The organism is Sphingobacterium olei (assembly GCF_005048855.1).
In the GTDB taxonomy this organism is placed as follows: Bacteria; Bacteroidota; Bacteroidia; order Sphingobacteriales; family Sphingobacteriaceae; genus Sphingobacterium; species Sphingobacterium olei.
Genome location: NZ_SUME01000004.1, coordinates 103,454 through 122,028, shown reverse-complemented (window position 1 = coordinate 122,028; position 18,575 = coordinate 103,454). Strand labels below are relative to the sequence as shown.

The following is an 18,575-nucleotide window of genomic DNA, read 5'->3' as shown; positions in this document are numbered from 1 at the left end:
GGGGGATGTCCCCTTTTATTTAACTTTTCCTGCTAACATCTTAATGAAATATCCACCTACTACAGACCGAGCTTTAAAGCCTCTTCTTTCTGGTTTATCTGTATAAATCCAATCCGACATTGGCACTCTATCTGTTGTATTATGCATAAACTGATGCACTGGAGAGATAAATTTCTGAAAAGTTGACAAATCAGGGGCTAATGTCGCCGTCCAAAATATCCAATCTGATTTCGTATAGGCTTCACGGCTGTCAAGTGGAAGTCCATATACATTCTGTTTGGTCAGATAATACGCGATTTCGTCCTGTGCGATATCCGCATCGAAAATTCCCATATCGAATATTTTATCCCATACCAAATTATATTTTTGGCTCCACGTGTCCGGCTTATCAAAGGTAAGCTTGTAATGATCCCCATCTTTGGCCATTTGCTTCCATTCTTTGGCCATCCCTTTTGCAATATTTGTATATTTACTGGCAACATCATCTTTCCCAAGCATCTTTGCTAAGTTACCGTACGAAGCAATACCTAAAATAGCTTTGATTGAAAGGTTTGCATTATGGGCAAAATGACCAGCAAAATCGTCTGTACATAGTTGATTATCTGGATCCAAGCCATTCTCGACGAGGTAATCGACCCATGTGGTCAATACAGACCAATGTTTTTCCGCATATTTTGCGTCTCCTTCCATCTCGGCAATAGCGTTTGTCAAGATTAACATATTTCCAGATTCTTCGACTGGCATATCGCCGCCGTAAGTCTGTCCATTTGCAAGCGGGTAAGTACCAATGTCATGTGCTGCAAAGGGCTTCGTCCATTTACCACTTTCACTGTAATAGAAGATAAAATTTAAAAGTGCTTTTGCCAATTCAGGGTTATAGTACAAAAATAATGGTGCAGAAGGATAAGTAACATCCACTGTCCCGATAGAACCGTTACTATCATTTTCCTTTGACAACAATAATAAATCGCCATTGGGAGCTTTAACCAGTTTATGTGCTGCAATAGCTTGTCGATACGCCAAAGCACATAATTCTGCGTAATCTTTACCACCTTCTTTAGTAAAGTCTGACATCAGTTTATGATCAAAAGCCGTACTTTTTGCCTTGATATCTTTGTACTGTGTATATGATTTATGAAAAGCTTCCACAATAGAAGATTTACCGCCTGCGTTCCAATAAGGTCTAAGATTTTCCCCAAAATACTGGATAGAGAAAACATCATCATATCCCAACATAATCTTATCGGTATGCGTATTTTTAAGTGTAATTTTTTTTGTTAGCGACAACTGATTTTTACCCTCCCCATTTTTCACATCGGCTTCGGAATTCTTAATGAAAGATGAACGAATTACACTGCTTTCACCAATCTGATAGGTCGTATTCTGCTTATCAGCCACCATATAAAAATAGCCCCAATCAATCCGCAAATCATCGCCTTTCTTCCCTAATACATCCTGATTTTTGCTGCCGGTCTTTAAAAAAACCAAGTTATTGTCTTCAAAAGCTTCTGTCGTTGATTCTTGCAACGGAGAATCCAGCGCCCAATTGGGTGAGGCTTCAAAATAGACTTCTACCTGATGTTCTGCGTTATCACTTGCTTTAATTTCGTAAGTAAGGTAGTTAACGGGGCGTGACATTAATTCCAAATCGTCCAAGAACATAGGAGCAGTAAAAGTTACTTTTAAATCGACCGGTCCACAGGCAAATGTGTAATGCGTTTGTGTAGCCTGTACATCTGCTGACGTCTGCTTTGCTGTATTGGCAAAAAACGTTTGTCCTTCCTTCTCTTTGGACAATCCAAAATCAAAAAAGCCATTCGCTACCCTATTATGACAATATCCTGCGAGTAAATTTTTACCTTTCTTTAGTGTTTTAACGACTTCATCTGATAATTTGATTTTGGTATTCTTGCCCGTCTTATTTCCGGTATTTACCACTTCCATTCCATTTACATATAATATAGCATCATCATCATGTGTAAACTCCAGATAAACATCGTTATCTGTCAGGTCTTCGTTTAATATGATTTCCCTGCGAACCCATATCTTTTCGTCTTCCCAATTTGTAACCGTTCTGGGTTCGTTAATTTTTGTTCCGAAAGGTGCCTTTCCCGAACGCCATCCCTTGTCGTCAAAATCTAATTTATTCCAATTTGCCCCCGGGGTAGAGGTGACATAACGCGCATCCCACGCTAAATTGTCCCCCGTCGGTGACAATGGCAACAATTCTACCTCCTCTTTCCCCATAAACCGGTATAACTGTCCGTCTACTTTAATAACCCCTAGCAACGGAAAATTTTTTCCCGTCCAATGTTTAATAGATTCGTCATATAGGTTATCGGCATACGACCAAGCGCTGGTATTTGGATCAATGGTAACTAGCGGATAAGCTGGAGCTCTTAAGCTATTCTCCAAGTGAGTTTCCTCCTTTTGAGCGTTACAGTTCGACAAAAGTACTCCCACTACCGCGAAGATAATTTTGGATTTCTTTATCATTATAAAAAGTTGTTGGTTAGTGAACAAAAATACTTTGGAAAATTTCTTCGGTAAAGCCTTCTTTAAAAAGAAAGCCTCATCGAAGAGATTTTTATGTCTTTGGTAATTTATACCCATTATGATACTCGGACACCAAATACGTATTGGCTTCACGATCGGTAAATTTTCTATATTTCTTATCCCAAAATAATTTTTTCCCAGTTCGATATGCAATATTTCCCATTTGTGAAAAAGTCGCGATATGTGCTCCAGCTTCGATCGGTGCATTTAGCGTGCTGGCATCTTTTTTAATGATGGCATCCACAAAGTTAACCATGTGCTTTTCTAACCCATTATCTGATGATTTCTGTAACGGTATGGTAATCCCCTTATCTTTTTCCGAAATGACCTCCCATCCTCCTCGATCCAAGACCAAGGTACCATTATTCCCAATAAATGCGACCCCATGCGTGCGGTTATACGGCCCCAAATCCAATCCGAGCGCATGTTCCCATTGTATGTTAAAATCATCAAATTGATACACTGCAGTCAACGTATCCGGGGTTTCTGCTGCACCATTAGGATCCGCAAACTTACCTCCAGAAGCCATGATGGAGATCGGATCTGACACTTTCATCCCTAAAAGCGCATAATCGAGCATATGTACTCCCCAGTCCGTCATCAATCCACCGGCGTAATCCCAAAACCACCTAAATTCAAAATGGAACCGATTTGGGTTAAATGGTCTACTCTGTGCAGGTCCTAGCCATTTATCGTAATGTACCCCTGCAGGAATAGGTGCATCAGGTTTGTTTGAAATAGTTTTCTTCCAGCCTACATATGACCATGCTTTCACCTGTCGTATTTTGCCGAGCTTCCCAGAATGTACAAAATCGATTGCATCCCGAAAATGTTTCTGGCTGCGTTGCCATTGTCCAACCTGCACGATGCTCTTGTTACGCTGTGCAGCAGCTACCATTACTTCGCATTCTTTAATCGAATTACCGATAGGTTTCTCTACGTATACATGTTTTCCTGCATTTACCGCATCTACCATCTGTAATGTGTGCCAATGGTCGGGAGTCGCGATAATAATGGCGTCTACCACGTTGTCTCGTAACAACTCCCTGTAATCGACATACCGTTTTACGGTTATACCTCGCTGTGCGAGTTCGTCGCTTCGCTTCTGGAGAACATTCTCATCCACATCGCATAAAGCAGTACATACTACCCTATCATCCTTCAACAAAGCGTTCAAGTTAGACCAGCCCATACCGTTCACCCCAATAGCGCCTACTCTAATTTTTCCATCTTGTAACGTGAAAGCATTTACGCCCGAATACATACTGGAAGCCGCAAAAATAGCAGAAGCCTTTAAAAAATCTTTTCTATTCATTTTTTAATAAAATTTATCCTCTCGATGCTACAACGAGAGATTGTGTTAAACAAATAGTATGCGGCTTTAATTTAAGGTTTAACTGTTGGTCCGTGTACGACTAGCTTACCGTCGGGCAACACTTCCAATGCATCTAAAAAAACCAGTCTTTCATTACCAGTTTCTTTTGTTCGAGCATGGTATACGCACCATATTTTTCCATCACGGTCTTTTAGTATACTATTATGTCCCGTGCCCGACACGACACCCCCCTCATCTGTATTTTTTTCCAAAATTGGATTACTTGCAGACTTCTCAAAAGGCCCTAGCGGATGTGACGCAGTTGCATAACCCACAGCGTAGTTCTCGCCTCCAAAATGATTTGCCGAATACATCATGTAATATACATCATTTTTTTTAAAAAGATAAGAACCTTCTGTCCATCTTCTATTTACTTCGCGTGAAGTCACCGAACGACTTTCCCATTCAGATTGCTTATCCGCTAAAGATACGGGAGGACGCAGTAGCAATTTCGGCTCACCAATAACAGCAGAGAAATCGGCAGCGAGCTCCACTCCGTAAATCCAACTTTCCTCAATTTCCTGATACAAGCCCTCTTTTTTAGCCCAATCCGCGATTTCAGATTGTACAGGATGTTTATAGCAGCATCTCGAGTAATACAGATATAGTTTACCGTCTTCCCCAAAATAAACATTGCCATCTATAATCGGATATCCCGGATCAAATAAGGGAGCTCCCGTCATATCTATGAACGGACCGATAGGACTATCCGATACGGCTATACCGATCCGGTAGTTTTCCAGCTCGTTCGTCGGGTTTTCTTTCCAATGTGCACTGTAGAACATATAGAACTTACCGTCCCGTTTATACACCTCGGGAGCCCAAAAGTCCTTTGTGCCCCACGCTTTATCTTGTTTTGAAGTGTACACCGCACCCTGACTTTCCCAGTTTTTCAAATCGTCGGAAGCATAAGCCATAAATCCATTTTCTACACCTCCGGTGCCATACATATAATAGCGATCGGAGGTTTCGTCATACACGATAAATGGGTCACCAAAAGCCACTTCTAACGGATTATTGGATTGTGCAAAACCAGTGGAAATGCAACATAAGCTGCATATCAACAACATTAAAATACTCTTTTTCATCATTTTTATTTTTTTCAGTGGCTGATGAGCGCGCGATGTAAATAACCGAGCTTGCGAGCTCATCGAAGATAATCATTATTGTTTATCTGTATTATTTACATCTCGGTTTCATCATTCATTAATTTTTAAACACAGGCTTAATATCCGATTTCATTGTCGGAAATCCTTGTCCGATAACCGGCCAACCGTCTTCCCATGATACTTTATCCAACATCAATACACGTCTACTAGCTCCACCGGTTACTTTAGCCTTATCCTTCTGAATCGCATGATATAATAACCAATTGGAGCCATTGTCATCTTTAATTATTTTGCTGTGATGCCCCGGTCCTACCATCCAATCATTACCTTTCAATAAAACTGTTCCCGCACCACGTCTATTAATATTTTTACCAGATTTATCGAGATATGGCCCTTTGAGGGATGTAGCTCTGGCAACCAATACATGATATTGACTATTGGCTCCATCACAGCAGCTTCCCTTAGATCCAAAGAAGTAATAATACCCATCCCGCTTATGAATCATTGCTGCTTCCCAATCGCCAGCTGCAACCTTAAATTTCTTTTTCAAGTCCGGCACACTTGTTCCATCTACAGACAACGGAATACCATGAATCCCCTGGGATGGTCCATTTCCAAAACTTCCCCAGAAAAGAAAGCGCTGCCCATCCTCTTCATACAATGATGGATCAATTGAATTTGGCACGTCGACTTCATGACTTGTAAATAGCTTTCCTTTGTCTTCAAAAGGTCCCTCCGCCTTATCCGCTATTGCCAGGCCAATACCAGGATCACGATCTCCCCATAGCGAATAGGAGTAATATAAATAGTATTTGCCGTTGATCTTATTAATATCCGGCGCCCATAATCCACCTTGATCTTTCCATGTCGGTTTTTTATTAAATACGTTGCCGGCATAGCTCCAAGTAACCAGGTCTTTAGACCGCAGGATTGGCATCAAACGGTTTCCTTTTCCATCCCCCCAATTATCTTCGGTTCCATAGGCATAGAAAAAACCTGTGCTTTCATCTCTAATAACTGTTGGATCTGCTAAAATTGGTTCGAATACCGGATTGGTGTAAAGCGAAGTACCAGCAGTATCCAATGCTATTCCTTCTCCTTTTTGATCCAGAATCTGAAAAGACAGCAATACAGAGATAAATCCTATTAGGCTAATCACAAAAATGCTATATATATATCTATTTGCCATCATTATCTTTTATTGTTTGTTATATACCCGTTGCATGCAGTACATGCGACTTTTGGCAAATTGTAAATGTGAAAGATCATTTTGTTTATTCTATCTTTTGCTTATAATTGTAATCGGATACGAATTATGAACCACAATTGTGATATTCATTCGAAAGAATATACTATCACGCTGAATTGTCGATCAGTGAGAGCAAAGTTGAAAAATACACCTTGCAAAAAATTGTCATTTTAATTCAAAAATAACTCAAATTGTATCATCCATGAAAATTCACCGATATTTAGCACTGCTTTTTATAATCATTATTACACTGCTATTTATTCCCATTTGTCAAACCTCCGCACAGGTTTATTATTTTAACCACTATCAGGTCGAAGATGGTGTCTCTAATAATGCCATACTATGCAGTGTACAAGATAAAGACGGCTTTATGTGGTTTGGTACACGCGACGGATTGAATCGGTTTGACGGGTACAATTTCAGACATTTTTATGCCGACATGGAAACCAGAGGTGGACTTGGCAGTAACTTTATTCATAGCATTACCGTTAGCCGGGATAATCAACTTTGGATAGGAACTGACCAAGGGGTCTATATACTTGATCCGCGAACCGAGCAATTCACTGATTTACCGGATGTGCGTAGTAGGGAAATTGTAAAAATTGAAGAAGATTCTTTTGGAAATATCTGGTTCATTGCTAATAATGAACTCTTTTGCTATGAGGTTACGACAAAAACACTGGTGCAAAAAACCTACCGCAAACAATACGTGGTTTCGAGTTTCACATTTGATAATAACCAGGAAGTGTGGATCGGAGCGGAAAAAAAACTCATTTCATTAAATACGCAATATACATACACCCTGCCCCTTATTTCTACAACAACTACCGAAATCAAAGAGCTATTTGTAGACAAAAAAAACAACATTTGGATGGGAACCTCTAAAGAAGGACTATTTAAATATGACTCCGAAAAGCACACGATTAAGCACCTTATCCGCTCTCCATTCCCTTTTAGCCCCCTGTACATCCGTGATATAGCACAATTTAACGACACATCACTTTGGATTGGATCTGAGGCAGGTTTAATAATCTACAACACATTAACGGATCAGTACCACATCTTACGCCATGAAAAAGATAACCCATGGAGTCTTACCGACAATGCAATCTATACAGTCCGCCGAGATCATCAGGGCGGCATGTGGGTGGGCACTTATTTTGGAGGCATCCAATACTATCATCCGCAACATACCTACTTTGAAAAAATATTCCCCAGATCGACCTCCAATTCCATTCAAGGCCATGCCATACGGGAAATTATAGAAGATCGCTATCAAAATATTTGGATAGGGACAGAAGACCATGGTCTCACCATGTGGAATCAACATGACAATAGTTTCCTTACACTGGGACAAGATGCAAATCTCGCACACAGTAACATTCATGGGTTGGCGATTGCTGGCGACAGCCTCTTAGTCGGAACCTTTCATCAGGGCATGGATGTCGTAAATGTCCGCACGAAGAAGGTGATCAGACATTTCGACAACAAGAATACACAAGGCAGACTTGGTGATAATTTTGTCTTCTCTATATATCGAACACGGGCAGGCAGAATTCTAGTAGCAACTTCCCGTGGAGCCTATGAATTTTTCCCGGGAGAAGATCGGTTCCAAACATTAAGGCATTTGGAACGTCATATTTGGTATACCTCTATTTATGAAGATAAACAAGGGTGTCTTTGGTTTACCACCTGGAGAGACGGCCTGATAAAATTGTCGCCAGCAACGGGAGAAGTCGTTCGCTATAAACACGAGGAAGAAGATAGTCAATCGCTTAACAGCAACCGCGCGAATAAAGTATTTCAGGATTCCGAAGGCAATATCTGGATTGCCACAGAAAGCGGAATGGCGGTGTGGCAGGAGAAAACAAATAATTTCCATCGAATCACTAAACATGATGGACTTCCAAGTAATTTGATTCTCGGATTCGAAGAGGATGCACATAAAAACCTGTGGATTAGCACCTCCCGCGGACTCGTTAAAATGAATATCCACACCCGAAAGATCGATTTATTTGACACTGAATTGGGGCTTTTGGGACTACAGTTCAATTACAATTCGGTCTTTAAAGACAGTCGAGGTTTCCTCTATTTTGGTTCGTCGAAAGGATTAGTTCGCTTCGATCCCGAACGAATGACAGAGCATTTCAACACCGACCTACGCGCTCCAGTATTTATTACTGGTATTCAAACCCATCAACGGGAACTAACAATTGGTGGACACAATGGCAATCTAAGTCAATCAGTTATCTATACAAATCAAATTACATTAAATCATGATGAATCAACGATAAGCATTGATTTTGCAGCCTTAAACTTTGTGTCAGCTAAATCGACTTCGTACCGTTACAGATTGGTCGGACTAGATACCTCTTGGACATTTTTACGCACAAATGGGAAAGCAAACTTTACAAAGATCCCTCCCGGTAAATACCGATTTGAGGTGATGGCTACCGATGCCAATGGTACGCCTATCTCTGAACAAAAACAATTGCATATCACTATAAAGCCGCCTTTTTGGGCAAGTACCCCCGCCTTTATTGTCTATGCCATTCTAACCTTCCTCTTCTTGTACTATGCTTTGTCGATCTACGACCAGCGTATTAAGGAAAAGAACAGACGACGCCTTGAAGTGATCAAGAACCATAAAGAACAGGAATTGTACAAGGCAAAAATGGATTTTTTCATGCGTATCACACATGATATCAAAACACCGTTAACCCTCATAAAAGCTCCGTTAGAGAAAATACTTCTGGGTGCTGACGCTACGAAAACAGAAAAGTGGTTACATAGCATCCAGCAAAACACAGAAAAACTCCTTACGTTGACAGACAATTTACTGGACTTCCGTAAGATAGAAAGTAGCGAGTTTTCACTACAACTGCAAACACAAAAGATCAGTGACTTAATACATATTACGCTGCAGGAATTCGCTCCCTTGTTAGAGAGTAAAAAGTTGAGTTTAGATGTGGATATGGACGAAGAACTTGAAGCGTATATCGACGTTGAGACTATCTATAAAATCCTATCGAATTTGCTATCGAATGCGATCAAATATGCCGAACATAAAGTTCTCATAGGCCTGCATAAAAATTCAGCACGGGACACTTTTATCATTCAAGTCAAAAATGATGGGGTATTGCTAACTGAAGAAGAAGTACAGCAAATCTTTAAACCTTTTCAGCGCGCGTCATCCCACTATAGGATCAAAGGATCCGGTCTGGGATTAGCCCTCGCCTATTCCTTTGCCGAAATACACCGTGGTTCTCTACATTACGATAAAAATAAAGAAAATCTAAATGTATTTGTTTTAGAGATTCCGTTAAACATCGAAAATAATTCATAGAAAAAACCGTTTGGATTGTCATTTGACATCTACAACACAGATGTTAGGCGATCTCAAAAATTGGAGCTGTTACCTATTATCGAGAGACAGGTTTAAGAACGATAGATTGAGACAAAAAAACAATTTATTGATACAATCAAGCACTTTCTATCGGCAAATATTCACAAACTTTGTCAACTAAGTTTCCGTTGAGGAGCCATTATAAACATACATTACTTATATTATTAACACAAGCCTTACACAACGAATCTGTAAAGTAATCCGTCATCACTGAATAAATATAAACCCTATGTTAAAAAAAATCTCCTTATTGTTGTTAACAATATGTTCTTTTCAGCTTTTATCGGCACAACCAAACCCATTGACACGATTTCCTAAAGGATCAACTCCTAAAGAGATTGGCAAGCAATTGGCCTATCACTTTATAAATGGAAAACATGAACTTTACGATAGATCGATCCATTACGCTGAAGTGTGCACTTGGAACGGCGCGTTGGACTACGCCCTGGAAGTCAACGACAAAAAGCTCATCAAGCACTTGCAGGACAAATTCGAACCTCTTTTTACGACCGAAAAAGCACTGCTACCTCCTATGAATCATGTAGATTACAACATGTTTGGGAGCCTCGCGTTGAAACTCTACCAGATTACGAAAGACGAGCGATATAAAAAAATGGGGCTGGAATACGCCGATACACAGTGGACACTGCCCGCTAACGCCAAACCTGAACAAAAATCCTGGGCAGACAAAGGATATTCCTGGCAGACGCGTTTATGGATTGATGACATGTACATGATTACCGTGGTTCAAGGCGAAGCCTATAAAGTGACAGGTGACAAAAAATATCTTGATCGCGCAGCCAAGGAAATGGTAATGTACCTAGACGAGTTGCAGCGTCCTAACGGATTATTCTATCATGCGCCTGACGTGCATTATTATTGGGCACGTGGCGACGGCTGGATGGCTGTAGGCATGCCGAATCTGTTGCGCATGATGCCTGACGACCACAAAGACCGGCCACGTATAATGGAAGGTTATCTGAAGATGATGAAAAGTTTAAAAAACTATCAGCAGCCCAGTGGGATGTGGAATCAGTTGATTGATGAGCCTACTTTTTGGGCAGAAACATCTGGAACGGCCATGTTCACCTACGCTTTTATCGTCGGTGTGCAGGAGGGCTGGCTGGATGCTGCAGAATATGCTCCGGCCGCACGTAAGGCATGGTTAGCGATGATTCCTTACATCGATCAACGTAATAACGTAACTGAGGTTTGTATCGGAACCGGAAAAAAGAACGACAAACAACACTATAACAATCGTCCGCGCAATGCCGGAGATCTTCACGGACAGGCACCCTATCTGTGGTGTGCAGCCGCTCTTTTAGGAGAGTAATACGGCTTTAGTTGCGCTGCTAATCCAATTCGCGAACTAATGACAGTCGTAAATTGGAAACAAATCTTAAGCCAATAGTCAGTCTATCTTATAGAGTGCATGAGAAAACAAATTATTTGCTCATGTGCTCTATAAAACTGATACTATTCATCATGAGATACTCCAACGATTATTACCAGCACCGTACTGTTTCAGGTGGCTTAACATCCCGCTATGCAAACCCTCGAAACAGGACATATTACATACACCTCTATTTATCTGCACAAGAGCATATCCAATAGCAACCTAAACAAGCAGATCTCTGCATATAAGCATTGTTGTTCACACTGGCAATGATGTTATTTAATAGGAAAATGTAACATTGAGACGATTTAGCAATTTATTGATCGAGACAGATATTTTTTTCTATTAAACATTCTGGAAATTTGAATATTGAATTGTGTAACAACTAAATTATAAGCAGCAAGCCCAGCGTAATTCGAAAAAGAAATACGTTTTGCTTTTGAACCTTTTTTGGATTAATCAATAATAAACAACTAAAAATAAGTAGATCGTAATGGACTAAAAAATTTCATGATGGAGAATATCTTTCTCATCAAAGCGCAAAGCGATTAAGAATACATCTTAGCCAATCAATCGTTGTCATTTTAAAGGCGAAAGAGCAATCGCCCTAGCTATTCCATGCCCTATTGAAAATGGACAGGATTCATACGCTATGACTGGCCGAGAACAATTATTTACAAACTAAATTAGAATTTAAACCAACATGCCTATGCAAATTATCGACAAAATCAACCACCCACCTTGGCTATTGAGATGCGCTAATAAGACTAAATTAACCAAATCCAATTGGATAACAATAAATGTAAATGGAAATGAAAAACAAACTTAAAATAACGTGCTGGCCCATTCAGGGGATACTGTTGGCACTGATAACGCTTTTCTTTATACAGTGTAAGGAGAGTAGCACTGACGAACAACCTGCGGGTTTATTTGACCCTTCGAAACCAGTTTCTGTCACAGACTTTCTTCCGAAAGAGGGAGGATCCGGAAGTAATATGGTGATCTATGGGGATAATTTTGGCAATGATGTATCCAGGATTAAGGTTGTCATCGGTGGCAAAATAGCCAAGGTGATCAGTGTCAAAGGCACTTCCTTATATTGTATTGTACCTTCGTTGGCTACAGAAGGTGATATTAAAGTATATGTACTAGATGAGCAGCGAGAAGAAGAACTCGCACATGCAGAGGCGCGGGAAATATTTGTTTATATACCAAAATGGATTGTGAGCGATCTGGTAGGAACATATTACGAGGTTGGTTCGATGTTTGAAGAGAAGGAAGGGCCATTTGGTGACTGTGGTGCGTTCAAGGAAATGAACTGGTTTACTTTCGATCCAAAGAACCCCAATCGCATGTATTTCGCCGCTGAAAATGCTGCTGCGCGGATAGTGGATCTGGAACAAAGGTATGTGTCTTATTTTCGGACACCAGGGGTGGGGAGAAAGTCTGTTATCCTTTGGAAGCCGGATGGGGATCAAGACCTGATCACAGCAGAGAACCATTCCTCAGACACCCGCAATGCATTTCATGTCTATTCCAGGTCCTCCAATTTTGCTTCAAGTCAGGTGATAAACCGTGTGGCACGTGGTGTGAATGGGGCTGCCGTCCATCCGGTTAATGGGGAAATGTATTATTCGCTATTTCGCGCAGGAGAGGTACGCCGTCATGATCTAACGACTGGAGCTGATCAGTTGGCTTTTCAAAACCCCTTTTCCGCACTTGCCATTTATATAGTTATACACCCGAGCGGTGATTATGCATATATTACCAATTCGGAACGGCATTATATCCTAAAGAGCGATTACGATTATGACAGAAAGATCTTTAAAGCGCCCTATCCGGTTGCTGGTGCGGCAAGTACCTCGGGTTGGGTGGATGGTGTAGGCACGAATGGGCGCCTTAATCGTCCGATGCAGGGTGTCTTTGTCAAGAATCCGGATTATGAAGAGCAGGGAGGAGATCAATATGATTATTACTTCTGTGATCGGGACAACCACTGTATTCGTACGTTGACACCTTTGGGCCGGGTAAAAACTTATGCAGGCAGAGGCAACAACGGTACAAGTGGGTATTCTAACGGGGATCTACGCCTGGAGGCGCGCTTTAAAGGTCCCTGCGCCATTGCTCATGATGAGGCCCGGAACTGTTTTTATGTCGGTGATACAGGCAATTGGATTATCCGAAAAATTGCGCTGGAAGGAGAATAGGAAACCAATTACTAAATACATATAGATAATGAAAAAATACATACTATGTATCGGCTTTGCTGTGCTGGCCATGGGACAGCATGCCCATGCCCAACAGGGAACAGAGCAAGTGGTACAGGAAGAGGTGACGATCACGGGTAAGGTCACCGATACAAATAACGATCCTCTTATGGGGGTGAGTATATCGATCAGCAATGCGCCTGGGTTAGGTGCACGTACCGACGAGGAAGGCCGGTATAGTTTAAAAGTACGGCGGTACCAAACATTAGTATTCACTTATGTGGGCTACGACAAAGTGGAAGTATTGCTTACTGCGCAGCCAACGATCGATGTGACGATGAATGAGTCAGGGTCTTCTATTATAGATCAAGTCGTAGTTACAGCTACGGGCAATGAACGGCGGATAGCAGTCACTGGTGCAATCACCACGGTCGATGTGGAGCGATTGAAATCCAACCCCTCGACTTCGATGGCGGATGCACTGGCCGGTCAAGTACCCGGTATCCTGGCGATGCAACGTTCCGGTAGACCGGGCGAAATTTCCGAATTCTGGATCCGAGGTATTTCCACCTTTGGTGCGAGCAGTGCAGCATTAATTTTAGTGGATGGCTTTGAGCGGGATATGAATGAGATAAACGTAGAGGATGTGGAATCCTTTACAGTTCTTAAGGATGCTTCTGCCACGGCTATTTACGGTAGCCGCGGAGCAAATGGGGTAGTGTTGATAAATACCAAGCGAGGTAAGGAAGGAAAGATCGCGATCAATGCAAAGTTGGAAGGCTTTCGCAGTCAATTTACCAAACTGCCTAGTTTTGCGGATGGATATACCTACGCTTCCATGGCAAATGAGGCTAAAACTACGCGTAACCAAGAATCATTATATTCGAACGTTGAACTGGAAATTCTACGCCTTGGTTTAGATCCCGATCTATTACCCAATGTAGACTGGATGGACGTATTGCTGCGAGACAATACATTCAGCAACCGTAGCCAGCTCAGTATGAGCGGCGGTGGCAAGACCGCGCGCTACTATGTAGGCGGATCTTATCATAATATGCAAGGCATGTATAAGGTGGACGACGCCCTTGGTGATTATAATACAAATACGAATTTCAGACGTTATACCTATCGGTTGAATGTGGATATGGACGTCACGCCGACGACCTTATTGCGTGTCGGTGTTTCGGGATCCCTACGCAAAGAAAATGACCCGGGCGTCGGCACCAATGCCATCTGGACATCCCTGATGGGCTATAATCCGGTCATGATGCCTTTAACCTATACCGATGGACGCGTTGCTTCTTGGACAGGCAACAATGATAACCTCAACCCTTGGATACAAGGTACGATGACTGGATATCGCGAAAACTGGGATAATAATATACAGACAAACCTCAATTTAGAACAGAAATTAGATTTTATAACGAAAGGCCTACGATTTATAGGACGTTTCGGTTATGATACCAAAAATTGGAGTTCGATAAATCGCATAAAGAAGCCGGAAACCTGGAGGATTGACCGATTCCGTAATCAAGGTGAGCTGATTTTTACACGAAATAATGAAGAACAAAAAATGACGCAGTCTTCCAGTTCTGACGGATCGAGAAGAGATTTTTTTGAATGGGATTTATTGTACAACAAAAACTTAGGCAAACATAATTTTGGGGCTGTCGCTAAGTACATGCAATCATCCGAAGTCTTTACGCAAGGAATTGGAAGTGATCTGAAGCGCGGCATTGCTCGACGTATACAAGGGGTTTCTGGACGTGTGAACTATAATTTCAATAGCCGCTATTTTGTGGATTTCAACTTTGGTTATACCGGTTCGGAAAATTTCCATCGTGACAACCGGTATGGTTTCTTTCCAGCTTTCTCAGGTGCGTGGAATGTTGCGGAGGAAGCTTTTCTAAAAGATTCCGACTGGGTTGATATGTTCAAAATCCGCTACTCGCATGGTAGAACCGGAAATGACAGAATGGGACCTTCTAACAATCCCATCCGTTTTCCGTACTTGTACGATATAGAAACCATGGTCGATGGTGACGGCAATCCTACTGGGGGTTATTTATTTGGAAGTACACAACTTCCTTTGGGTAGTGAGCCATGGAGGAGTGGTATGCGGTATTCGTCTGTGGCATCTCCCCATGTTACTTGGGAGGTAGCGACCAAGAAAAATCTAGGATTTGATTTTTCCTTTTTAGGTGATAAATTTTCAGGAGTGTTTGACCTATTTGATGAGCAACGCGATGGAATTTATATGCAGCGTAATTTCCTACCTAATATGGTCGGTTTGGAAAGCAACCCGCAAGCCAATGTTGGCTCTGTGAAATCCAGGGGATTTGACGGAAACATTGATTACAAACAGAAATTTAATGCGGTCGATCTGACCCTTCGCGGCAATATGACCTACAGTAAAAATGAGATTCTGGCGCGCGATGAGCAAAATTCAATATACGGTTACCGACTACAACAAGGGCATCGGGTCGATCAGGCTCGTGGTCTAGTAGCCTTGGGTTTATTTAAGGATTATGACGATATCCGCAACAGCCCGACGCAACAATTTGGCGAGGTCATGCCGGGCGATATTAAATATAAAGATATCAACGGTGATGGGATTGTCGATGCTACAGATGTGACCGCAATTGGTGCAACTACACGGCCTAACCTAATTTACGGATTTGGGATGTCGATAAGCTGGAAGGGTATTGACCTCAATGTTCTTTTCCAAGGAGCGGGTAAATCCAGCTACTTTATCAACGGTTCCTCTGTTTACATGTTTCAAGGGGGTGACGGCTGGGGAAATGTACTTACGGAATTGGCCAACAGCAACCGCTGGATTCTCGGGGTCAACGAAGATCCGAATGCAGATTATCCGCGGCTGAGTTATGGTGCAAATTCAAACAACTACAGGGCGTCGACTTTCTGGCTGCGGGATGGGTCTTATATGCGGCTCAAAAACCTGGATATCGGCTACTCACTACCAAAACATTGGGTCAATAGAGCACATATCAATACGGCGCGGGTTTTCTTTGTCGGCACGAATCTGCTTACTTTCTCCAAATTTAAACTTTGGGATCCCGAGATGGGCAATCCCGATGGGAAGGTATATGGCTTGAGTCAGACATTGTCATTGGGTTTACAGGTTAATCTATAAGGAACAATAAAAATGAAAAGAATTTCGATAATTTTCCCCTTACTGGGGTTACTATTTATCCTGGCTGGATGTAAGAAATATTTGGACTCGGACTACCTGTTTGATGAAAGGATGTCCACCGAAGATGTGTTTACCAACCGGGATTATACGGAGCGATGGCTAGCTCGAGCGTATAGCTTTTTGGGCAGCAATGCCATGCAAGATGTCAGCAGTAAAAAGTCCGTCATGTTCAATTTTGCGGACGACATGTATTATGGCGATGAGAATGAAGAATATGCGCGATGGAAGCGTGGCCAATATGTAGAGACTGGTTTAAGCGGTGAAAGTGGTGGGATATGGAACGTCGGATACGACGGTATTCGCCAAAGCTCCATATTTATACAGAATATCCACCTCAATCAGGCATTTTCGGACGTCGAAAAGGAAGATATGAAAGCCCAAGCTCGATTTTTACGTGCATATTTCTATTGGATCCTGATTCGTAACTTCGGCCCTGTACCTCTTCTACCCGACGAAGGGCTGGATTATACCGAAAGCTACGATAACCTCGCCTTGCCCCGAAATACGTATGATGAATGTGTCGATTTCCTGAGCAGTGAATTGGCAGAAGCCGCCAAGGCCCTGCCGCTTACTCGGGGAACGACCAATATTACCCGGCCTACACGGGGCGCGGCATTGGCACTTAGGGCTAAAATATACCTTTTTGCGGCTAGCCCCTTATTCAACGGGAAAGCACCGGCGGATGTGGCTGCCGGGCTTGTGGATAAAAAAGGTAAACGACTTTTGTCTGAGACCTATGACGAGTCCAAATGGGCTAGGGCAGCAGCAGCAGCCAAAGATGTAATCGATATGGGCCGTTACCAGTTGTATGTCGCGTACCGCAAGGAAACAGGAAACGTGCTCTATCCTGCAACAATCACACCGCCATATGATCCGACTTTCTCGGATAATAACTGGCCATTTGGCTGGCGTGATATTGATCCCTATGAGTCCTATCGGGCTTTGTTCAACGGTGATGTCCAGGAATTTCAAAATCCAGAGCTTATTTTTACGCGGGGTAAAAACCAAGGATCCGAAAGCATTGCGGTCATGGTGTTGCACCAATTACCCCGTTCGGAGGCTAGAGGGTACAATTCGCACGGCATGACCCAGAAGCAGGCTGATGCCTATTACATGAACGACGGCAGCGATCTCCCTGGAATGAACAGTATGTATCAAAACCAGGCCGGCTATGCCGGTCGATACAGTGACCTGCCACGTCCGACAGGTGTGGTGACAGCAGCGGAACAAATCGACTATCCAGAATTGGGAGTGGGTAAAGGTGTCGGCGTGCACAAGCAATATGCGCACCGCGAGCCCCGTTTTTATGCCTCGGTAGCCTACAACGGTTCGGTATGGCATCTGGACAATGCCACGTTACCGGAAGATGTTGCCAATAAAAACAAGCAGATCTTTTATTATTTTGATGCGGTAAATGGATACAGACCAGGTGTGACGTATTGGCTGCGAACTGGCATAGGCATCAAAAAATACGTACACCCAAACGATACGCGCGTGATATCTACCAATACGGGCTATGATTTAAGTAATATAGAGCCGAAGGTTGATCCGGCGATTCGCTACGCCGAAGTATTGATGATCTACGCCGAAGCCTTGAACGAATTGACAGGAAGTTATAGCATCCCATCGTATGACGGGACGAAAACGCATACCATTATGCGCGATATCGCGGAAATGAAGCAAGGGATCCAACCCATCCGAATCCGTGCCGGCTTGCCGGATTATACCAGTGAAGTATACGGCAATCCAGACAGATTCCGTACCCAGATGAAACGCGAACGTCAGATCGAATTCTTTGCCGAAGGGCAGCGATTCTACGACCTGCGCCGCTGGGCGGATGCACCAGTGGAAGAGGCTGCACCTATCTATGGTTGTAACACCTTACTGACGTCCAATAATCCAGATTATTTTCATACACCGGTACCCGTACCGTCTTTACCGACCATTTTCTCCTTGAAAATGTGGTTTTGGCCTATCGATTGGAATGAGCTGCGAAGCAACAAAGAACTGACGCAAAATCCGGGTTGGACCATGCCGGAATAATACACTATAAACAGAAGATC

Annotated in this window: 9 protein-coding genes; 5 read left to right on the top strand and 4 right to left on the bottom strand. The window is 42.5% G+C overall.

Going from position 1 to position 18,575, the window contains the following annotated elements:
• Window positions 1-15: 15 nt before the first annotated feature.
• The 4 genes from FAZ15_RS10555 to FAZ15_RS10540 form a co-directional block, all read right to left on the bottom strand.
• Window positions 16-2,496 (bottom strand): glutaminase domain-containing protein, encoded by a 2,481-nt coding sequence (locus FAZ15_RS10555; protein WP_136901284.1) that lies wholly within the window; start codon window positions 2,494-2,496, stop codon window positions 16-18.
• A gap of 91 nt (window positions 2,497-2,587) precedes the next feature.
• Window positions 2,588-3,871, bottom strand: coding sequence for a Gfo/Idh/MocA family protein (locus FAZ15_RS10550; RefSeq protein ID WP_136901283.1), 1,284 nt, complete (start codon window positions 3,869-3,871; stop codon window positions 2,588-2,590).
• Window positions 3,872-3,942: 71 nt separating this feature from the next.
• Window positions 3,943-5,022 (bottom strand): glycoside hydrolase family 43 protein, encoded by a 1,080-nt coding sequence (locus tag FAZ15_RS10545; protein WP_202912371.1) that lies wholly within the window; start codon window positions 5,020-5,022, stop codon window positions 3,943-3,945.
• 115 nt (window positions 5,023-5,137) lie between these two features.
• Window positions 5,138-6,199 (bottom strand): family 43 glycosylhydrolase, encoded by a 1,062-nt coding sequence (locus tag FAZ15_RS10540; protein ID WP_238387219.1) that lies wholly within the window; start codon window positions 6,197-6,199, stop codon window positions 5,138-5,140.
• A gap of 292 nt (window positions 6,200-6,491) precedes the next feature.
• Between FAZ15_RS10540 and FAZ15_RS10535 the strand changes: the two genes are divergently transcribed.
• The 5 genes from FAZ15_RS10535 to FAZ15_RS10515 all read left to right on the top strand — a co-directional run bounded on the left by FAZ15_RS10535 (window position 6,492) and on the right by FAZ15_RS10515 (window position 18,555).
• On the top strand, window positions 6,492-9,635 hold the full coding sequence (locus FAZ15_RS10535) for a ligand-binding sensor domain-containing protein (protein ID WP_136901282.1): 3,144 nt from the start codon (window positions 6,492-6,494) through the stop codon (window positions 9,633-9,635).
• 289 nt (window positions 9,636-9,924) lie between these two features.
• The gene (locus tag FAZ15_RS10530; protein ID WP_136901281.1) at window positions 9,925-11,028 is read left to right on the top strand and encodes a glycoside hydrolase family 88/105 protein; all 1,104 of its coding nucleotides are present in this window, start codon (window positions 9,925-9,927) and stop codon (window positions 11,026-11,028) included.
• An 875-nt stretch (window positions 11,029-11,903) separates the two neighbouring features.
• On the top strand, window positions 11,904-13,298 hold the full coding sequence (locus FAZ15_RS10525; protein WP_238387218.1) for an IPT/TIG domain-containing protein: 1,395 nt from the start codon (window positions 11,904-11,906) through the stop codon (window positions 13,296-13,298).
• A gap of 28 nt (window positions 13,299-13,326) precedes the next feature.
• Window positions 13,327-16,452, top strand: a complete 3,126-nt coding sequence (locus FAZ15_RS10520) for a SusC/RagA family TonB-linked outer membrane protein (protein WP_136901279.1) — start codon at window positions 13,327-13,329, stop codon at window positions 16,450-16,452.
• A gap of 12 nt (window positions 16,453-16,464) precedes the next feature.
• Entirely contained in the window at window positions 16,465-18,555 is a 2,091-nt protein-coding gene (locus FAZ15_RS10515; protein WP_136901278.1) for a RagB/SusD family nutrient uptake outer membrane protein, read from the top strand.
• The last annotated feature ends 20 nt before the right edge of the window (window positions 18,556-18,575 follow it).